This window comes from Jiangella muralis (assembly GCF_001270745.1).
In the GTDB taxonomy this organism is placed as follows: Bacteria; Actinomycetota; Actinomycetes; order Jiangellales; family Jiangellaceae; genus Jiangella; species Jiangella muralis.
The window spans coordinates 421,954-437,142 of the sequence record NZ_KQ434751.1; the positions used below are offsets into that span (position 1 = coordinate 421,954).

Sequence of the window (15,189 nt, forward strand, 5' to 3'; positions counted from 1 at the left end):
GACATGACGGGGCTGATCGAGGACCACGGCATCATCGGTGACCTCCACACCGCCGCCCTGGTCGACCGCGACGGCACCATCGACTGGCTCTGCCTGCCCCGGTTCGACTCCGCCGCCTGCTTCGCGTCGCTGCTCGGCACCGGGAAGAACGGCTTCTGGCGGCTCGCCCCGATGGGCGCCGGCCAGGCGGACCGCCGCTGGTACCGGGGCGACACGCTGATCCTGGAGCACGTCTGGGACACCCCCGGCGGCAGCGTCAAGGTCATCGACTTCATGCCCGAGAGCACCGGCGAGCACGACGTCGTCCGCATCGTCGAAGGACTGTCCGGCCGGGTGACGATGCACAGCGAGCTGCGGCTGCGCTTCGACTACGGCCGCTCGGTGCCATGGATGCACCGTGCCGACGGCCTCGTCGTCGGCGTGGCCGGGCCCGACTCCGTCGCGCTGCACACCGAGGTCCCCACGTACGGGCGGTCGCTGACGACGCACTCCGACTTCACCGTCGGCGCGGGCGAGCGGGTGAGCTTCGTGCTGGCGTGGGGCCCGTCGCACCACCCGCACAGCCGGCCGGTCGACGCGCTGCGCGCGCTGGATGAGACCGAGCGGTTCTGGACGGAGTGGTCGGGCCGGTGCAAGTACGACGGCCCGTACCGCGACGCCGTCGTACGCTCGCTGATCACGCTCAAGGCGCTGACGTACCAGCCGACCGGCGGCATCGTCGCCGCTCCCACGACGTCGCTGCCCGAGAGCATCGGCGGCGTGCGCAACTGGGACTACCGGTACTGCTGGCTGCGCGACTCCGCGTTCACGCTGGACGCGCTGATCCGCAGCGGGTACGTCGACGAGGCGCGGGCCTGGCGCGACTGGCTGATCCGGGCCATCGGCGGGAACCCGTCGGACCTGCAGATCATGTACGGCCTCAGCGGCGAGCGGCGGCTGCCGGAGTACGAGATCGACTGGCTGGCCGGCTACGAGGGGTCCCGCCCGGTGCGGGTCGGCAACGCCGCCGCGGAGCAGCTGCAGATCGACGTCTACGGCGAGGTCATCGACACGCTGGCCCGGGCCCGTCAGCACGGGCTGCCGCTGGAGCGGCACGTGTGGGCGCTGCAGGAGAAGCTGCTGGAGCACCTGGAGGGCGCCTGGTCAGGGCCCGACGAGGGGATCTGGGAGATCCGCGGCGAGCGCCGGCACTTCGTCCACTCCAAGGTCATGGCGTGGGTGGCCGCCGACCGCGCCGTCGCCACCCTGGAGGACGACGGCGCCCCCGGCCACCCGGACCGGTGGCGGGCGCTGCGGGCGACGATCATGAAGGACGTCGTCGCGCACGGCTACGACCCGGACCGCAACACGTTCACCCAGTCCTACGACCACCCGGCGCTCGACGCCGCGCTGCTGCAGATCCCGATCGTCGGCTTCCTGCCGCCCGACGACCCCCGCGTCGCCGGCACCGTCGACGCCGTCGCGAAGGAGCTGTCCACCGACAGCGGGCTGGTGCTGCGCTACCGCACCGAGCACGAGATCGACGGCCTGCCCGGCGACGAGGGCGCGTTCCTGGCCTGCTCGTTCTGGCTGGTCGAGGCGCTGCACCTGACCGGCCGGACGGAGCGGGCCCGCGACCTGTTCGAGCACCTGCTGAGCCTGCGCAACGACCTCGGGCTGCTGGCCGAGGAGTACGACCCGCGCAGCGGGCGCATGGTCGGCAACTTCCCGCAGGCGCTCAGCCACATCCCGCTCGTGACGGCCGCCTACCTGCTCTCCGACGTCGAGGGTCCGGCCACCGGCCACGCCTGACGATACGTAGGGTGTGTGCCCATGGATCTCGGGCTGAAGGATCGCGTCTACATCGTCACCGGCGGCACCCGCGGGCTCGGCCGGGCCGGGGCCGAGGCCCTGGTCGCCGACGGCGCCCGGCTGGTGGTGACGTCCCGCTCGCAGGAGGCGGTCGACGCCGCGGTGGACGACCTCGGCTCCGGCTCCGTCGTGGGCGTGGCCGCCGACAACGCCGACCCGGGCACGCCGGAGCGGCTGGCCGACCTCGCTCTCGACCGCTTCGGCCGGCTCGACGGCGCGCTGGTCAGCGTCGGCGGGCCTCCGGCGGGCAAGGTCACCGACCTCACCGACGACCAGTGGCGGGCCGCCTTCGACAGCGTCTTCCTCGGCGCCGTCCGGCTGGCTCGGGTGGTCGCGGCCCGGCTGTCCGGCGGCGGCGCGCTGGCGTTCGTGCTGTCCAGCTCGGTGAAGGCGCCGATCGCCGGCCTCGCCGCGTCGAACGGGCTGCGGCCGGGGCTGGCCATGGTGATCAAGCAGCTGGCCGACGAGCTGGGACCGGACGGCGTGCGCACGGTCGGCCTGCTGCCCGGCAGCATCGAGACCGACCGGCTGCGCGAGCTGGCCACGATGTCCGGCCGCGACCCCGAAGAGGTCAAGGCGGCCGCGTCGAAGGTCATCCCGCTGCGCCGCTACGGCCGCCCCGAGGAGTTCGGCCGGGTCGCCGCGTTCGTCCTCTCCCCCGCCGCGTCCTACCTCACCGGCTCCATGATCGCCGTCGACGGAGGATCGATCCGGTCGCTGTGAGCCGCGCACAGCCAGGTTCTCGGCGATGGTTGGCGCTTTACTGGTGCCATAGCACCACCGATCCGCCAACCATCCGCTCCGCCGAGCGGGCTCAGGCGGTGGGCGCCGAGACGCCCTCCTGCAGGGCGAACTGGGTGCGGTAGAGCTCGGCATACGCTCCGCCGGCGGCCAGCAGTTGCTCGTGGGTGCCGCGCTCGATGATGCGGCCGTCGTCGACGACGAGGATGGTGTCGGCGTTGCGGATGGTCGACAGCCGGTGCGCGATGACCAGCGAGGTGCGCCCCGCCAGCGCGGTCTCGAGCGCCCGCTGGACGGCCAGCTCGGACTCGGAGTCGAGGTGCGCGGTGGCTTCGTCGAGCACCACCACGCGGGGCGCCTTGAGCAGCAGCCGGGCGATGGCCAGCCGCTGCTTCTCGCCGCCGGACAGCCGGTAGCCGCGGTCGCCGACGACGGTGTCGAGGCCCTCGGACAGCGACCGGACCAGCCCCGCGATCTGGGCCGCCTCGAGCGCCGCCCACAGGTCGTCGTCGGTGGCGCCGGGCCGCGCGTAGGCGAGGTTGTAGCGGATGGTGTCGTGGAACAGGTGCGCGTCCTGGGTGACGACGCCGACGGCCTCGTGCAGTGACTCGAGCTCGACGCCGCGCAGGTCGCGGCCGCCGACCCGGACCACGCCCGTCGTCGGGTCGTACAACCGCGACACCAGGTGCGTGATGGTCGACTTGCCGGCGCCGGACGGGCCGACCAGCGCGACCAGCTCTCCCGGCGCGACGTCGAACGAGACGCCCTCGAGCACCGGCTCCGGCGTCGCCGTGGTGGGCCGGGCCACCGCCTCCAGCGAGGCCAGCGACACCTCGTCGCCCGGGTAGGTGAAGTGGACGTCCTCGAACCGCACCGACAACTGCTCGTCGCCGCCGGGCAGCGGCCGGGCGCCGGTCGCGTCGCGGACCATCGGCGGGAGGTCCAGCACCTCGAACACCCGCTCGAAGCTGACCAGCGCCGTCATGATGTCGACCTGGACGTTCGAGAGCGCGGTCAGCGGACCGTAGAGGCGGGTCAGCAGCGCCGCCAGCGCCACCAGGGTGCCGACCTCCAGCGTGCCGCTGACCGCCAGCCAGCCGCCGACGCCGTAGACCACCGCGGTGGCCAGCGAGGCGAGGAAGGTCAGGCCGAGGAAGAAGTAGCGCGCGTAGAGCGCCTGGACGACGCCGATGTCGCGGACCCGGCCGGCGGCCTGCCCGAAGTCGGCGTTCTCGTCGTGGTAGCGGCCGAAGATCTTCACCAGCAGCGCGCCGGAGACGTTGAACCGCTCCGTCATGGTCTGGCTCATCGCGGCGTTGAGCTGCATGGACTCGCGGCTGATGTCGGCCAGCTTGCGGCCGATGAAGCGGGCCGGCAGCAGGAACAGCGGCACCAGGACCAGGACGATGAGGGTGATCTGCCACGACAGCAGGATCATGGCGCCGAGCGCCAGCACCAGCGTGACGACGTTGCTGACGATCTGCGAGAGCGTGCCGGTGAACGCCTGCTGGGCGCCGATGACGTCGCTGTTGAGCCGCGACACCAGCGAACCGGTCTGGGTGCGGGTGAAGAACGCGACCGACTGGCGCTGGACGTGGTCGAAGACCTGGCGGCGCAGGTCGAAGATGAGCCCCTCGCCGACCCGGGCGGACATCCACCGGCCGAGCAGCCCCAGGACGACGTCGACGACGGCCAGCCCGGCCACCGCGAGGGCGGCCCACACGACGACCGACCGGTCGCCGGCGCTGACACCGTCGTCGATGAGGACCTGCAGCAGCAACGGCACGGCGACCGCGGACGCCGCGGCGGCGACGGTGGTGGCGAGGAAGACGGCGATCTGACGGCGGTACGGCCGGCCGTACCCCGCGATGCGCTTGACCGTGCCCTTCGCCAGCCGCTTGTGCGTGACCGACTGATCGCCGGAGAACGATCTCGAGGCGCGCCAGGCGTGACCCATCCCCATCGACACCGGCGCCGACCTCCCTCACGTCCGCTACGACCATCATGCGACCTGGCGCCGACAACGCCGACCGGACGGGGGTTCTTCCCCCGTTCGCTCTGAGCGTGCCGAAACCGGCGGATCGTCACGCACGGTGATCGGCTCGGCAGCCGCGGGCAAGGATGCATTCGTCACGCATTGTGACGGAACCGGTCCGTACCGCAGGCTCCGGCGAAGCGCGCGGGAGCGTTTCCGGGCATGCCAAAGCGCCAGGCGGCCCTTCTTCGCAAAGAACGCGAACAGGCACCGATACTGCCTTCACGTCACTCTGCGTGAAAGCAGACCCTTTACTCGGGCAATGGCGCGAACCAAGATCAACAGTGCGGAGTGCGACCGTTTAGGCTGTCCGATATGTCGGACTTCCCGATCGGCTCCAAGAAGGCCCCTCGGTTTCGAGTACGACGACTCGAGAATCCGCCGAACGATTCACCGGTCGGGCTGACTCGGTGATTCGCCGCCGCTCGCCCGTACAGGCGATGCGCGCCGGGGACCGCGCGATGGGTGACGAAGCGTTTGTCGGGGTGATCGAGCTGCTGGAGGCCACCCTCCTCCGGCATCTCGACCAACTGGGGCTGTTCAGGCCTGTTTCTTCGCCTTGCCTCGTGTGGCCCCTCCACGGCCTCGTAGGTTGACACCGGACTCCGACAGAACCCGGTGGACGAACCCGTAGGAACGCCCGGTTTCGGTGGCGAGCTCGCGGATGCTCCGACCACCTTCGTACTTCTTCTTCAGGTCAGAGGCGAGCTTGTCACGCTGCCCCCCACTGATCCGCGCGCCTTTTACCAACTTCTCGGCCACGCGTCCTCCCGTTTCGTTGTCCTGCATGACAGAGGACAATGATCCGCTCCATTCCGCTTTTTCGCCACTCGAAGACGCGATCGTCCTCCAGGGAACGAAAAAACGCAGGCTGGATCGACCTCTCCTATGCGAGTGAGACGAGCTCCGCATAGTCAGGGTTCCACAGATCTTCGACTCCGTCGGGAAGCAGCACGACCCGTTCCGGGCTCAGTGCCTCGACGGCGCCCTCGTCGTGCGTCACCAGGACGATCGCGCCGGCGAACGAGCGCAGCGCGGCCAGCACCTCCTCGCGGGAGGCGGGGTCGAGGTTGTTCGTCGGCTCGTCCAGGAGCAGCACGTTCGCGCTCGACACGACCAGCGACGCCAACGCCAGGCGGGTCTTCTCGCCGCCGGACAGCACGGCGGCCGGCTTGTCGACGGCGTCACCGGAGAACAGGAACGAGCCGAGCACGCGGCGCGCCTCCAGCTCCGGGAGGTCCGGCGCGGCCGTGCGCATGTTCTCGAGCACCGTCCGCGACGTGTCCAGCGTCTCGTGCTCCTGGGCGTAGTAGCCCAGCCGCAGGCCGTGCCCGGGCTCCACGGCGCCGGTGTCGGCCGGCTCGAGCCCGGCCAGCAGCCGCAGCAGCGTCGTCTTGCCCGCGCCGTTGAGGCCCAGGATGACGACCCGGCTGCCGCGATCGATGGCGAGGTCGACGTCGGTGAAGATCTCGAGCGACCCGTACGACTTCGACAGCCCGCTGGCCATCAGCGGCGTCTTGCCGCACGGCGCGGGGTCGGGGAAGCGCAGCTTGGCCACCTTGTCCGAGCGGCGCTGCTCCTCCAGGCCGGACAGCAGCCGCTGCGCCCGGCGGTCCATGTTCTGCGCCGCGGTGGCCTTGGTGGCCTTGTAGCGCATGCGGTCGGCCTGCGCCTTGAGCGCGGCGGCCTTCTTCTCGGCGTTGGCCCGCTCGCGGTGCCGGCGGCGCTCGTCGGTCTCGCGCTGGGCGAGGTAGGCCATCCAGCCGATGTTGTAGACGTCGAGCGCGGCGCGGTTGGCGTCGAGGTGGAAGACCCGGTTGACGGTCTTGTCGAGCAGCGCGACGTCGTGGCTGATGACCACCAGGCCGCCCTTGTAGGCCCGCAGGAAGTCGCGCAGCCAGACGATGGAGTCGGCGTCCAGGTGGTTCGTCGGCTCGTCCAGGAGCAGCGTCTCGGCGTCGGAGAACAGGATGCGGGCCAGCTCGACCCGGCGCCGCTGGCCGCCGGAGAGCGTGCGCAGCGGCTGCGCGAGCACGCGGTCGGGCAGCCCGAGGCTGGCGGCGATGCTGGCCGCCTCGCTCTCGACGGCGTAACCGCCGGCCGCCAGGAACTCGGCCTCGAGCCGGGCGTAGCGGCGCATGCCGCGCTCGTGCTCGGCGGCGTCGCTGGAGGCCATCTGCTTCTCGGCCTTGCGCATGCTGGCGACGACGGCGTCGAGCCCGCGCGCGCTGAGGATGCGGTCGCGGGCGACGACCTCGGGGTCGCCGACGCGGGGGTCCTGCGGCAGGTAGCCGATGGGCCCGGTGCGGGTGACGGAGCCGGCCGCCGGCTGGCCCTCGTCGGCCAGGATGCGGGTGAGCGTGGTCTTGCCGGCGCCGTTGCGGCCGACCAGACCGACCTTGTCGCCGGGACCGATGCGGAAGCTGGCGTCCTCGAGCAGGATCTGCGCGCCTGCACGCACTTCGAGCTGATGAGCGGTGATCATGTCAGGGTGAACTCTCCGTGGCCTCGGAATGGGTGGGCGATCGGTCCAGCACGATCAGTCCGCCACGGGCATCATGGTGTGCAGTCTACGCGGGAGATGAATCGGCCATGAAGTTCAACCGGCGAGCACGCCTGGATCCTTCCCAGGTGTCCGACCAGCGTGGCCGGCGCCCGGCCGGTCGCACGGCGGCGGCAGGTGGGGGCATCGGGGTGGTCATCCTCACGTTGCTCGCGCTGCTGACCGGCACGAACCCGGCCGACCTCCTCGGCGGCTCCGAGTCGCCCGCGGTGGAGGCGGCGCCGGGCTCGGAGGGCGAACTGGAGCGCGAGTGCCAGGTGGTCTCCGACATCGACGAGAACCCCGACTGCCGGTTCGTGCTGTACGTCAACTCGACGCAGGCGTTCTGGGAGGACTACTTCGCCGCGGCCGGCGAGCGGTACACGCCGGCCACCACGACGTTCTTCACCTCCTCGGTCACCACCCGGTGCGGCACCGCGTCGTCGCAGGTGGGGCCGTTCTACTGCCCCGGCGACCAGAAGGTCTACCTCGACCTCGGCTTCTTCGACCAGTTGCGCACCACGTACGGCGGGCCGAGCGGCCAGTTCGCCGAGGCGTACGTGCTGGCCCACGAGTACGGTCACCACGTGCAGAACCTCACCGGCCAGATGCAGCGGGTGCGCACCCAGTCCGGGCCCACGTCCGACGCCGTCCGGCTGGAACTGCAGGCCGACTGCTACGCCGGCATGTGGGCGCGCGCCGCCACCACCGCCGACGACGAGACCGGCCAGCCGCTGATCACCGAGCTGACGAACCAGGACATCGCCGACGCGCTGGCCGCCGCCCAGACCGTCGGCGACGACTACATCCAGGAGCGGTTCCAGGGCACCGTCACGCCGGAGTCGTGGACGCACGGCTCCAGCGACCAGCGGCAGCGCTGGTTCACCACCGGCTTCGAGACCGGCGACATCGCGGCCTGCGACACCTTCGGCGCTTCCTCGCTGTGATGTCCCGGTGATCCAGGTCGACGCCGTCACGCATCGGTACGGCGACCGGGTGGTGCTGCGCGACGTCACCGTCACCCTGACGGAGCAGCGGGTCGGCGTCATCGGGGCGAACGGGTCCGGCAAGTCGACGTTCGCGCGGCTGCTCAACGGCCTGGTGCTGCCGACGTCGGGGTCGGTGACGGTGGACGGGCTGTCGACGCGGGGCCGGTCGGGTGCGCAGGTGCGGCGGTCGGTCGGGTTCGTCTTCACCGACCCCGACGCGCAGATCCTGATGCCGACGGTGGCCGAGGACGTCGCGTTCGGGCTGCGTGACCTCCCGGCGGCCGCGGTGGCGGGGCGGGTGGCGGAGGCGCTGGAATCGTTCGGGCTGGCCGGGCACGCCGACCACCCGGCGCACCTGCTGTCGGGCGGGCAGAAGCAGCTGCTGGCGCTCTGCTCGGTGCTGGTGACGGAGCCGAAGGTGCTCGTGTGCGACGAGCCGACGACGCTGCTCGACCTGCGCAACACCCGCCGCGTGCTGACGCTGCTGAGCGAACTGCCGCAGCGGGTGATCCTCGTCACGCACGATCTCGACGCCGCGCTGGCCATGGACCGTGTCCTGGTGTTCGACGACGGCCGTCTGGTGTTCGACGGGCTGCCAGGTACGGCGGTCGAGTTCTACAAGGAGTTGGTGTCTGCGGGCTGACCGTTCGCCGGGGGTGCACAGTGGGCCGTCCTCCTGCTGCCCATTCTCTTAGCCGCGACCGCGCGCCTCAAGCGGACCATAGGGGCGCTTCGCGCCATCGAGGATCCGCTTGACCCGCCCGACCGCGGCCAAGAACGGGCAACTATCAGGAGGACGGGGAAAGACCGGGCACAACCCGGACGAGCCCAGTCTGCCGTGCGCCCGTGGTGGCCCGGCCGCGCCGTCATGTACGAGTTGCTACCGCTGGAGCAGCAGTAACCCGCACATCACAAGGCCGAGCCAGGGGCACGTCCTGGTCTCACGTCACGTCCTGGTCCCACGTTGCGCGGATCGCCCGATCCGGGCCGGAAAGCGTGACGGCAGACCAGGACGCAACACCAGACCAGGACGCCAGTCACGCGCCCGACCGCCGGATTCCCCCGTCCCAACAACGCGGGCTTAGCCGAAGTCGACGGGGTCGACGCGGACCCGCACCGATCCGCCGGTGCGCCGGGCGGAGCGGATGCCGGCCGCCGACCGCAGCGCCGCCGCCAGCGCCGTCCCCACCGCACGGGGCACCCGGATCATCGCCCGCGCGCCGTCGTCGACCGGGACCGGGCCGATCACCTCGGCGCCGTCGGGGAGGTCGAGGTGCATGAGCAGGTCGTCGACGTCGGCGGGTGCGCCGGTGAGCTCGGCGACGCGGGCGGCCGGCGGCAGGTGCAGCGCGGCCCGTTCGGCCAGCTCGCGCCCGGCGAACCCGGCCGGGTCCCAGCGCACGAGTGCCTGGACGGCCGGCGCGCCGGGGTCGGCGACGACGACGATCTCGCCGCCCATGGTGCCGGGACGGACCAGCGCGGCGGCCCGCAGCCAGCGCCGCAGCGCCTCCTCGGCGGCCCGCAGGCCGGTGCGGGCCAGCAGCGCCGTCCCGTCCAGCAGCAGCGCCGCCGCATATCCCCCGGACGCGACCGGCTCGGCGCCCGGGGTCGCGACCACCAGCGCCGGCTCCGCCTCGACCGAGGAGCGGACGGCGTCGCCGCGCGACAGCAGCACCGGCACGCCCGGGAACGCCCGGCCCAGCTCCTCCGCCGTCCGCCGCACCCCGACGACGGTCGCCCGCAGCGCACCGTTCCCGCACTCCCCGCACTGCCACGACGGGTACGACGTGGCGCACCACGCGCACCGCGGCGGCCGGTCGGCCTGCCCGAGTACCAGCGGCCCGGAGCAGGCCGTGCAGCGCGCGGGCGTACGACAGCGGCCGCAGGCGACGCCGGGCAGGTACCCGGCCCGCGGCACCTGCACCAGGACCGGCCCGCGGCCCAGCCCGGCGCGCGCCGTGCGCCACGCCAGCGACGGCAGCCGGGCCGTACGGGCGGCTTCGTCGCGGGCCTGCTCGTAGTCGTCGCCGCTGGAATGGATCCGCGGCGCCGCGGTCCGCACGGCCGGCCGTGACGGCGTCACCGGGCGCGCCCAGCCGGTCGCCACCAGTTGCTCGGCCTCGGCGGTGCGGGCGAACCCGCCGACGACGGCGGCCGCGCCGGCCTGGAACGCGCGCAGCAGCAGCACCTCGCGCGCGTGCGGGTACGGCGCACGCGGCTCGGCGTGCAGGTCGTCGCCGTCGTCCCAGACGACCACCAGGCCGAGGTCGTGCACCGGCGCGAACATCGCCGACCGGGTGCCGACGACGGCCCGCACGGCCCCACGGCGCACCGCCAGCCAGCGCTTGTACCGCGTCGACGGCCCGGCATCGGCGGCCAGCTCCACATGGCTGCCCGCGCCCAGCAGCGCCGTCAGCGCGGCCGACGCCAGCTCGAGGTCGCGGCCGTCGGGCAGCACCACCAGCGCGCCCCGTCCGGCGGACAGCGTCGTGGCCACCAGCCGGGCCACGAGATCGGGCCAGTCGGCCGCCGGGCCGGGGGTCCAGACGGCGCGCGGCGCTCCCCCAACGGCCAGCGCGTCGAGCAGCGCGACGCCGTCGACGTGCTCGGCCCAGCCGCCGGGCTCGGGGCGTTCCGGCGCGGCCGCCGGCTCCGGCGACGCGGCCTTCTCGGCCGTGGCGTGCCGGGGCGGGACGGCCAGCCGCAGGACGTCGGAGACGGTGCCGGCGTAGCGGTCGGCGACGGCGCGAGCCAGCGCGACGATCTCGGGCGCCAGCACCGGCTCCGCCGACACGACGCGGCGCAGCCGGGCCAGCCTGCCGTCGTGGTCGCTGGAGTCCTTGCGAGCGACCACGAAGCCGTCGTGATCGGTGCCGGCGAACCGCACCGACACCCGCGCGCCCACGACGGCGTCGCCGTCCATCGAGGCGGGCACGAGGTAGTCGAACGGCCGGTCCAGGTGCGGCAGCCCGACGTCGACCAGCACGGCCGCCACCGGCCGCTCGCCGGCGACCGGCTCGGGCTCGCGGGTGCGGAACCGGCGCCGGCCGGGCGCGGCGACCAGCGCCAGCTGATCGGCCTCGGCGGCCGGGTCGGATGCGCTCACAGACCCGTTCTACCCCACCGGCGGACCCGGCTCGCGGTTGTCCACAGGACGATCCGGCCGCGGCCGCTCAGCCCGCGGCCGCCTGCAACGCCTCGACGCGGTCGGTGCGCTCCCAGGTGAAGTCGGGCAGCTCTCGGCCGAAATGCCCGTAGGCCGCCGACTGCGCGTAGATGGGCCGCTTGAGGTCGAGGTCGCGGATGATGGCCGCCGGCCGCAGGTCGAAGACCTCGCTGACGGCCTTCTCGATGCGCTCGACCGGGACCGTCTCGGTGCCGAAGCTCTCCAGGAACAGCCCGACCGGCTCGGCCTTGCCGATGGCGTAGGCGACCTGCACCTCGCAGCGGCGGGCCAGCCCGGCCGCGACGACGTTCTTCGCCACCCACCGCATGGCGTAGGCGCCGGAGCGGTCGACCTTCGACGGGTCCTTGCCGCTGAACGCGCCGCCGCCGTGGCGGGCCATGCCGCCGTAGGTGTCGATGATGATCTTCCGCCCGGTGAGGCCGGCGTCGCCCATCGGGCCACCGATCTCGAACCGGCCGGTCGGGTTCACCAGCAGCCGGAAGTCGTGCTCGTCCAGCTCGAACGCCTCGACCACCGGCTTGACGACCTGGTGGGCGATGTCGGGCGTGAGCAGCTGCTCGAGGTCGATGTTGGACGCGTGCTGCGTCGACACGACGACGGTGTCAAGGCGGACCGGGCGGTCGCCGTCGTATTCGATGGTGACCTGGGTCTTGCCGTCGGGACGCAGGTACGGCACGGCGCCGGACCGGCGCACCTCGGCCAGCCGCTGCGCCAGCCGGTGCGCGACGATGATCGGCAGCGGCATCAGCTCGGGCGTCTCGTCGCTGGCGTAGCCGAACATCAGCCCCTGGTCGCCCGCCCCCTGCAGGTCCAGCGGGTCGAGGTCGCCCTCGACGCGATGCTCGTACGCGGAGTCCACACCCTGCGCGATGTCCGGCGACTGCGAGCCGATGGAGACCGACACGCCGCAGGAGTAGCCGTCGAAGCCCTTGGTCGACGAGTCGTACCCGATGCCCAGGATGGTCTCGCGCACGATGCCCGGGATGTCGGCGTAGCCGCGGGTGGTCACCTCGCCGGCCACATGGACCAGCCCGGTGGTGACCATCGATTCGACCGCGACGCGGCTGTTCGGGTCGTCCTTCAGCAGCGCGTCGAGCACGGCGTCACTGATCTGGTCGCAGATCTTGTCTGGATGACCTTCGGTGACGGATTCGGATGTGAACAGACGTAGAGACAACGCAAGCCCCCTCTTGACACGGACTACCGTCCGAGCAGCCCAACTGTAGGGTAATGTGTCCGCGCCCGGGCGCGGAGGTCCACTCAGTGGACAGTTTTCGGCCGCATCCTGAGACGCGGCGGATTCACCTGGCGGTCAGAGCCGGGCCCGTACGAGGTCCCAGACGACGTGCGCGAGAGCCGACTTGGGGCCGCTCTCGACGGTGACGGAGCTGCCGTCAGCACCCAGCACCACCGCGGCGTTGTCCTCGGACTCGAACCCGCGATCGGCGCCCACCTCGTTCACCACCAGCAGATCGCAGCCCTTGGAGGCGAGTTTCGCCCGGCCGTGGTCGAGCACGCTGCCGGACGCGTCGCCGGTCTCGGCGGCGAACCCGACGACGACCTGCTTCGGGTCGGGCCGGTGCGCGGCGAGGTACGCCAGGATGTCCGTCGTCCGCTCCAGCTCGATGACCGGCGACGACCCGTCGTCGGTCTTCTTGATCTTGCTGTCGGCATAGGTGGCCGGCCGGAAGTCGGCGACGGCGGCGGCCATGACGACGGCGTCGGCGCCGGCCGCGGCCTCGACCATGGCGTCGTACAGCTGCGCCGCCGAACCGACCCGGACGAGGTCGACGCCGGCGGGGTCGGGCAGGGCGACGTTCGCCGCCACCAGCGTGACCCGCGCCCCGCGGGCCGCCGCGGCCCGGGCCAGCGCGTAGCCCTGCCGGCCGGACGAGCGGTTGCCGAGGAACCGGACCGGGTCGAGGTGCTCGCGGGTGCCGCCGGCGGAGACGACGACGTGCCGGCCGGCGAGGTCGGGTCCGGCGTCGGGACCCGTGTCAGGGCCGCCTCCGGGTCCGGCGGCGCCGCGGGTCAGCACGTCGGACACGTACGCGAAGATGTCGGCGGGCTCGGGCAGCCGGCCCTTGCCGGTATCGGCGCCGGTGAGCCGCCCGACGGCGGGCTCGACCACCAGCGCGCCGCGCCGGCGCAGCGTCTCGACGTTGGCGACGGTGGCCGGGTGCTCCCACATCTCGGTGTGCATGGCCGGCACGAACACCACCGGACCGCGCGCCGTGAGCAGGGTGGACGTCAGCAGGTCGTCGGCCAGCCCGGCCGCGGCCTTCGCCATCAGGTCGGCCGTGGCCGGCGCGACCACGACGAGGTCGGCGTGCCGGCCGATGCGCACGTGCGGGACCTCGTGCACGTCCTCGAACACTTCGGTGCGCACCGGGCGGCCCGACAACGCGGCCCAGGTCGGCTCTCCGACGAAGCGGAGGGCCGACCTGGTGGGTACGACGGTGACGCCGTGGCCGGACTCGGTGAGCCGGCGCAGCAGCTCGGCGACCTTGTAGGCGGCGATGCCGCCGCCGACGCCGAGGACGATCTCGGCCATCAGCCGCGACCGGCCGTCAGCTCTGCTCGGCGGTGTCGGCCGCCTGTGCCTTCGGCGTGGCCGGCAGCTCGGCGTCGATGTCGTTGGGGTCGATGTGCTCGGCCGTCAGCAGCCCCGCGTCGATCTCGCGCAGCGCGATGGACAGCGGCTTCTCCTGCACGTGCGTCTCGACCAGCGGCCCGACGTACTCGAGCAGGCCCTCACCCAGCTGCGAGTAGTAGGCGTTGATCTGCCGCGCCCGCTTGGCCGCGTAGATGACCAGCCCGTACTTGGAGTCGGTCTTGGCCAGCAGGTCGTCGATGGGGGGGAAGGTGATGCCCTCGGCTACGCCTTGGGTTCCGGCCACGTTCATGCCTCCGGGCTTGTCAAGTGGGGTGTACGCATCAAGGCTACCAACTCTTCGCAAACCGTCTCGACATCGGTGTTCACCAGCGTGACGTCGAACTCGGCTTCCGCGGCCAGTTCCTCGCGAGCGGTGGCCAGCCGGCGTTCGCGCTCGGCCTCCGTCTCGGTGCCCCGGCCGACGAGCCGGCGGACCAGTTCGTCCCAGCTCGGCGGTGCGAGGAACACGAACAGCGCGTCGGGGATGGTCTCCCTGACCTGGCGGGCGCCCTGCAGGTCGATCTCCAGCAGCACGGAGTCGCCGTTGGCCAGCGCACGTTCCATCGGGCCGCGCGGCGTGCCGTACCTGGCGCGCTTGTGCACGACCGCCCACTCGAGGAACTCGCCCTGCTCGATCATCTTGTCGAACGTGGGGTCGTCGACGAAGTGGTAATGCTCACCGTCGATCTCGCGCGGCCGCGCCGGCCGGGTGGTCGTGGACACGGAGATCCACAACTCCGGATGGGCGGCGCGCAGTTTCTTGACGACGGTCGTCTTTCCGACCGCCGTCGGCCCCGACAGGACGATGACCCGCGGGGCCGACCGCGGATGGGACGTGTGCAGGCTCAACCGCCGAAACGCTCGATCAGCGCCGCCGACTGGTTGGCACCCAGACCGCGCACGCGACGGGTCTCGGCGATACCGATCTCCTCCATGATCTGCTTGGCGCGGACCTTGCCCACGCCGGGCATCGACTCGAGGAGGGCAGAGACCTTCATCTTGCCGATGACCTCATTGTTCGCGCCTTCCTTGAGCACGTCGCCAAGACGGGCTCCGGCGTTCTTCAGGCGGTTCTTGACCTCCGCACGCTCCCGGCGAGCTTCGGCAGCCTTCTCGAGAGCGGCCGCGCGCTGTTCGGGAGTCAGATTAGGGAGCGCCACGAGCGGGTCACCTCTGTTGTGTCGTGTG

At 72.2% G+C, this 15,189-nt stretch carries 13 protein-coding genes; 4 read left to right on the forward strand and 9 right to left on the reverse strand.

What is annotated here, in order from left to right; genetic code table 11:
- Positions 1 to 3: 3 nt before the first annotated feature.
- Positions 4 to 1,791, forward strand: coding sequence for a glycoside hydrolase family 15 protein (locus ACW62_RS01940; RefSeq protein WP_053202379.1), 1,788 nt, complete (start codon positions 4 to 6; stop codon positions 1,789 to 1,791).
- A gap of 21 nt (positions 1,792 to 1,812) precedes the next feature.
- Complete coding sequence (locus ACW62_RS01945; RefSeq protein ID WP_053202380.1) at positions 1,813 to 2,574, forward strand: SDR family oxidoreductase; 762 nt, start codon at positions 1,813 to 1,815, stop codon at positions 2,572 to 2,574.
- Positions 2,575 to 2,665: 91 nt separating this feature from the next.
- Here the strand turns inward: ACW62_RS01945 and ACW62_RS01950 are convergent, their stop codons facing one another.
- The 3 genes from ACW62_RS01950 to ACW62_RS01960 form a co-directional block, all read right to left on the reverse strand.
- A complete protein-coding gene (locus ACW62_RS01950; protein WP_053202381.1) occupies positions 2,666 to 4,555 on the reverse strand; it encodes an ABC transporter ATP-binding protein in 1,890 nt (629 codons plus the stop codon).
- 612 nt (positions 4,556 to 5,167) lie between these two features.
- Positions 5,168 to 5,389, reverse strand: a complete 222-nt coding sequence (locus ACW62_RS32835; RefSeq protein ID WP_074946318.1) for a helix-turn-helix domain-containing protein — start codon at positions 5,387 to 5,389, stop codon at positions 5,168 to 5,170.
- A 124-nt stretch (positions 5,390 to 5,513) separates the two neighbouring features.
- The gene (locus ACW62_RS01960) at positions 5,514 to 7,112 is read right to left on the reverse strand and encodes an ABC-F family ATP-binding cassette domain-containing protein (RefSeq protein ID WP_053202383.1); all 1,599 of its coding nucleotides are present in this window, start codon (positions 7,110 to 7,112) and stop codon (positions 5,514 to 5,516) included.
- A 107-nt stretch (positions 7,113 to 7,219) separates the two neighbouring features.
- On the opposite strand from ACW62_RS01960, the gene ypfJ reads away from it, so the two are divergent.
- Both ypfJ and ACW62_RS01970 read left to right on the forward strand, forming a co-directional pair.
- The gene (gene ypfJ / locus ACW62_RS01965) at positions 7,220 to 8,116 is read left to right on the forward strand and encodes a KPN_02809 family neutral zinc metallopeptidase (RefSeq protein WP_053202384.1); all 897 of its coding nucleotides are present in this window, start codon (positions 7,220 to 7,222) and stop codon (positions 8,114 to 8,116) included.
- A 7-nt stretch (positions 8,117 to 8,123) separates the two neighbouring features.
- On the forward strand, positions 8,124 to 8,801 hold the full coding sequence (locus ACW62_RS01970) for an energy-coupling factor ABC transporter ATP-binding protein (protein WP_053202385.1): 678 nt from the start codon (positions 8,124 to 8,126) through the stop codon (positions 8,799 to 8,801).
- Between the two features lie 438 nt (positions 8,802 to 9,239).
- Here ACW62_RS01970 and ACW62_RS01975 read toward each other — a convergent pair whose 3' ends face one another.
- The 6 genes from ACW62_RS01975 to mihF all read right to left on the reverse strand — a co-directional run bounded on the left by ACW62_RS01975 (position 9,240) and on the right by mihF (position 15,161).
- Positions 9,240 to 11,264, reverse strand: coding sequence for a primosomal protein N' (locus ACW62_RS01975; protein WP_053202386.1), 2,025 nt, complete (start codon positions 11,262 to 11,264; stop codon positions 9,240 to 9,242).
- Between the two features lie 67 nt (positions 11,265 to 11,331).
- Entirely contained in the window at positions 11,332 to 12,522 is a 1,191-nt protein-coding gene (gene metK / locus ACW62_RS01980) for a methionine adenosyltransferase (RefSeq protein WP_053202387.1), read from the reverse strand.
- A gap of 135 nt (positions 12,523 to 12,657) precedes the next feature.
- Positions 12,658 to 13,899 (reverse strand): bifunctional phosphopantothenoylcysteine decarboxylase/phosphopantothenate--cysteine ligase CoaBC, encoded by a 1,242-nt coding sequence (coaBC, locus tag ACW62_RS01985; protein ID WP_053202388.1) that lies wholly within the window; start codon positions 13,897 to 13,899, stop codon positions 12,658 to 12,660.
- Between the two features lie 16 nt (positions 13,900 to 13,915).
- Positions 13,916 to 14,245, reverse strand: coding sequence for a DNA-directed RNA polymerase subunit omega (rpoZ, locus tag ACW62_RS01990; protein ID WP_053202581.1), 330 nt, complete (start codon positions 14,243 to 14,245; stop codon positions 13,916 to 13,918).
- A 2-nt stretch (positions 14,246 to 14,247) separates the two neighbouring features.
- Complete coding sequence (gmk, locus tag ACW62_RS01995; protein WP_083459031.1) at positions 14,248 to 14,850, reverse strand: guanylate kinase; 603 nt, start codon at positions 14,848 to 14,850, stop codon at positions 14,248 to 14,250.
- Entirely contained in the window at positions 14,847 to 15,161 is a 315-nt protein-coding gene (gene mihF / locus ACW62_RS02000; protein ID WP_053202389.1) for an integration host factor, actinobacterial type, read from the reverse strand. Before mihF ends, gmk begins: the two co-directional genes overlap by 4 nt.
- Between the last annotated feature and the right edge of the window lie 28 nt (positions 15,162 to 15,189).

Excerpts from the sequence above, each read along its gene's own strand:
- coaBC (WP_053202388.1), bottom strand. The coding sequence starts at position 13,899 with ATGGCCGAGATCGTCCTCGGCGTCGGCGGCGGCATCGCCGCCTACAAG.
- ypfJ (WP_053202384.1), top strand. The coding sequence starts at position 7,220 with ATGAAGTTCAACCGGCGAGCACGCCTGGATCCTTCCCAGGTGTCCGAC.
- ACW62_RS01945 (WP_053202380.1), top strand. The coding sequence starts at position 1,813 with ATGGATCTCGGGCTGAAGGATCGCGTCTACATCGTCACCGGCGGCACC.
- ACW62_RS01960 (WP_053202383.1), bottom strand. The coding sequence starts at position 7,112 with ATGATCACCGCTCATCAGCTCGAAGTGCGTGCAGGCGCGCAGATCCTG.
- ACW62_RS01950 (WP_053202381.1), bottom strand. The coding sequence starts at position 4,555 with ATGGGGATGGGTCACGCCTGGCGCGCCTCGAGATCGTTCTCCGGCGAT.
- ACW62_RS01940 (WP_053202379.1), top strand. The coding sequence starts at position 4 with ATGACGGGGCTGATCGAGGACCACGGCATCATCGGTGACCTCCACACC.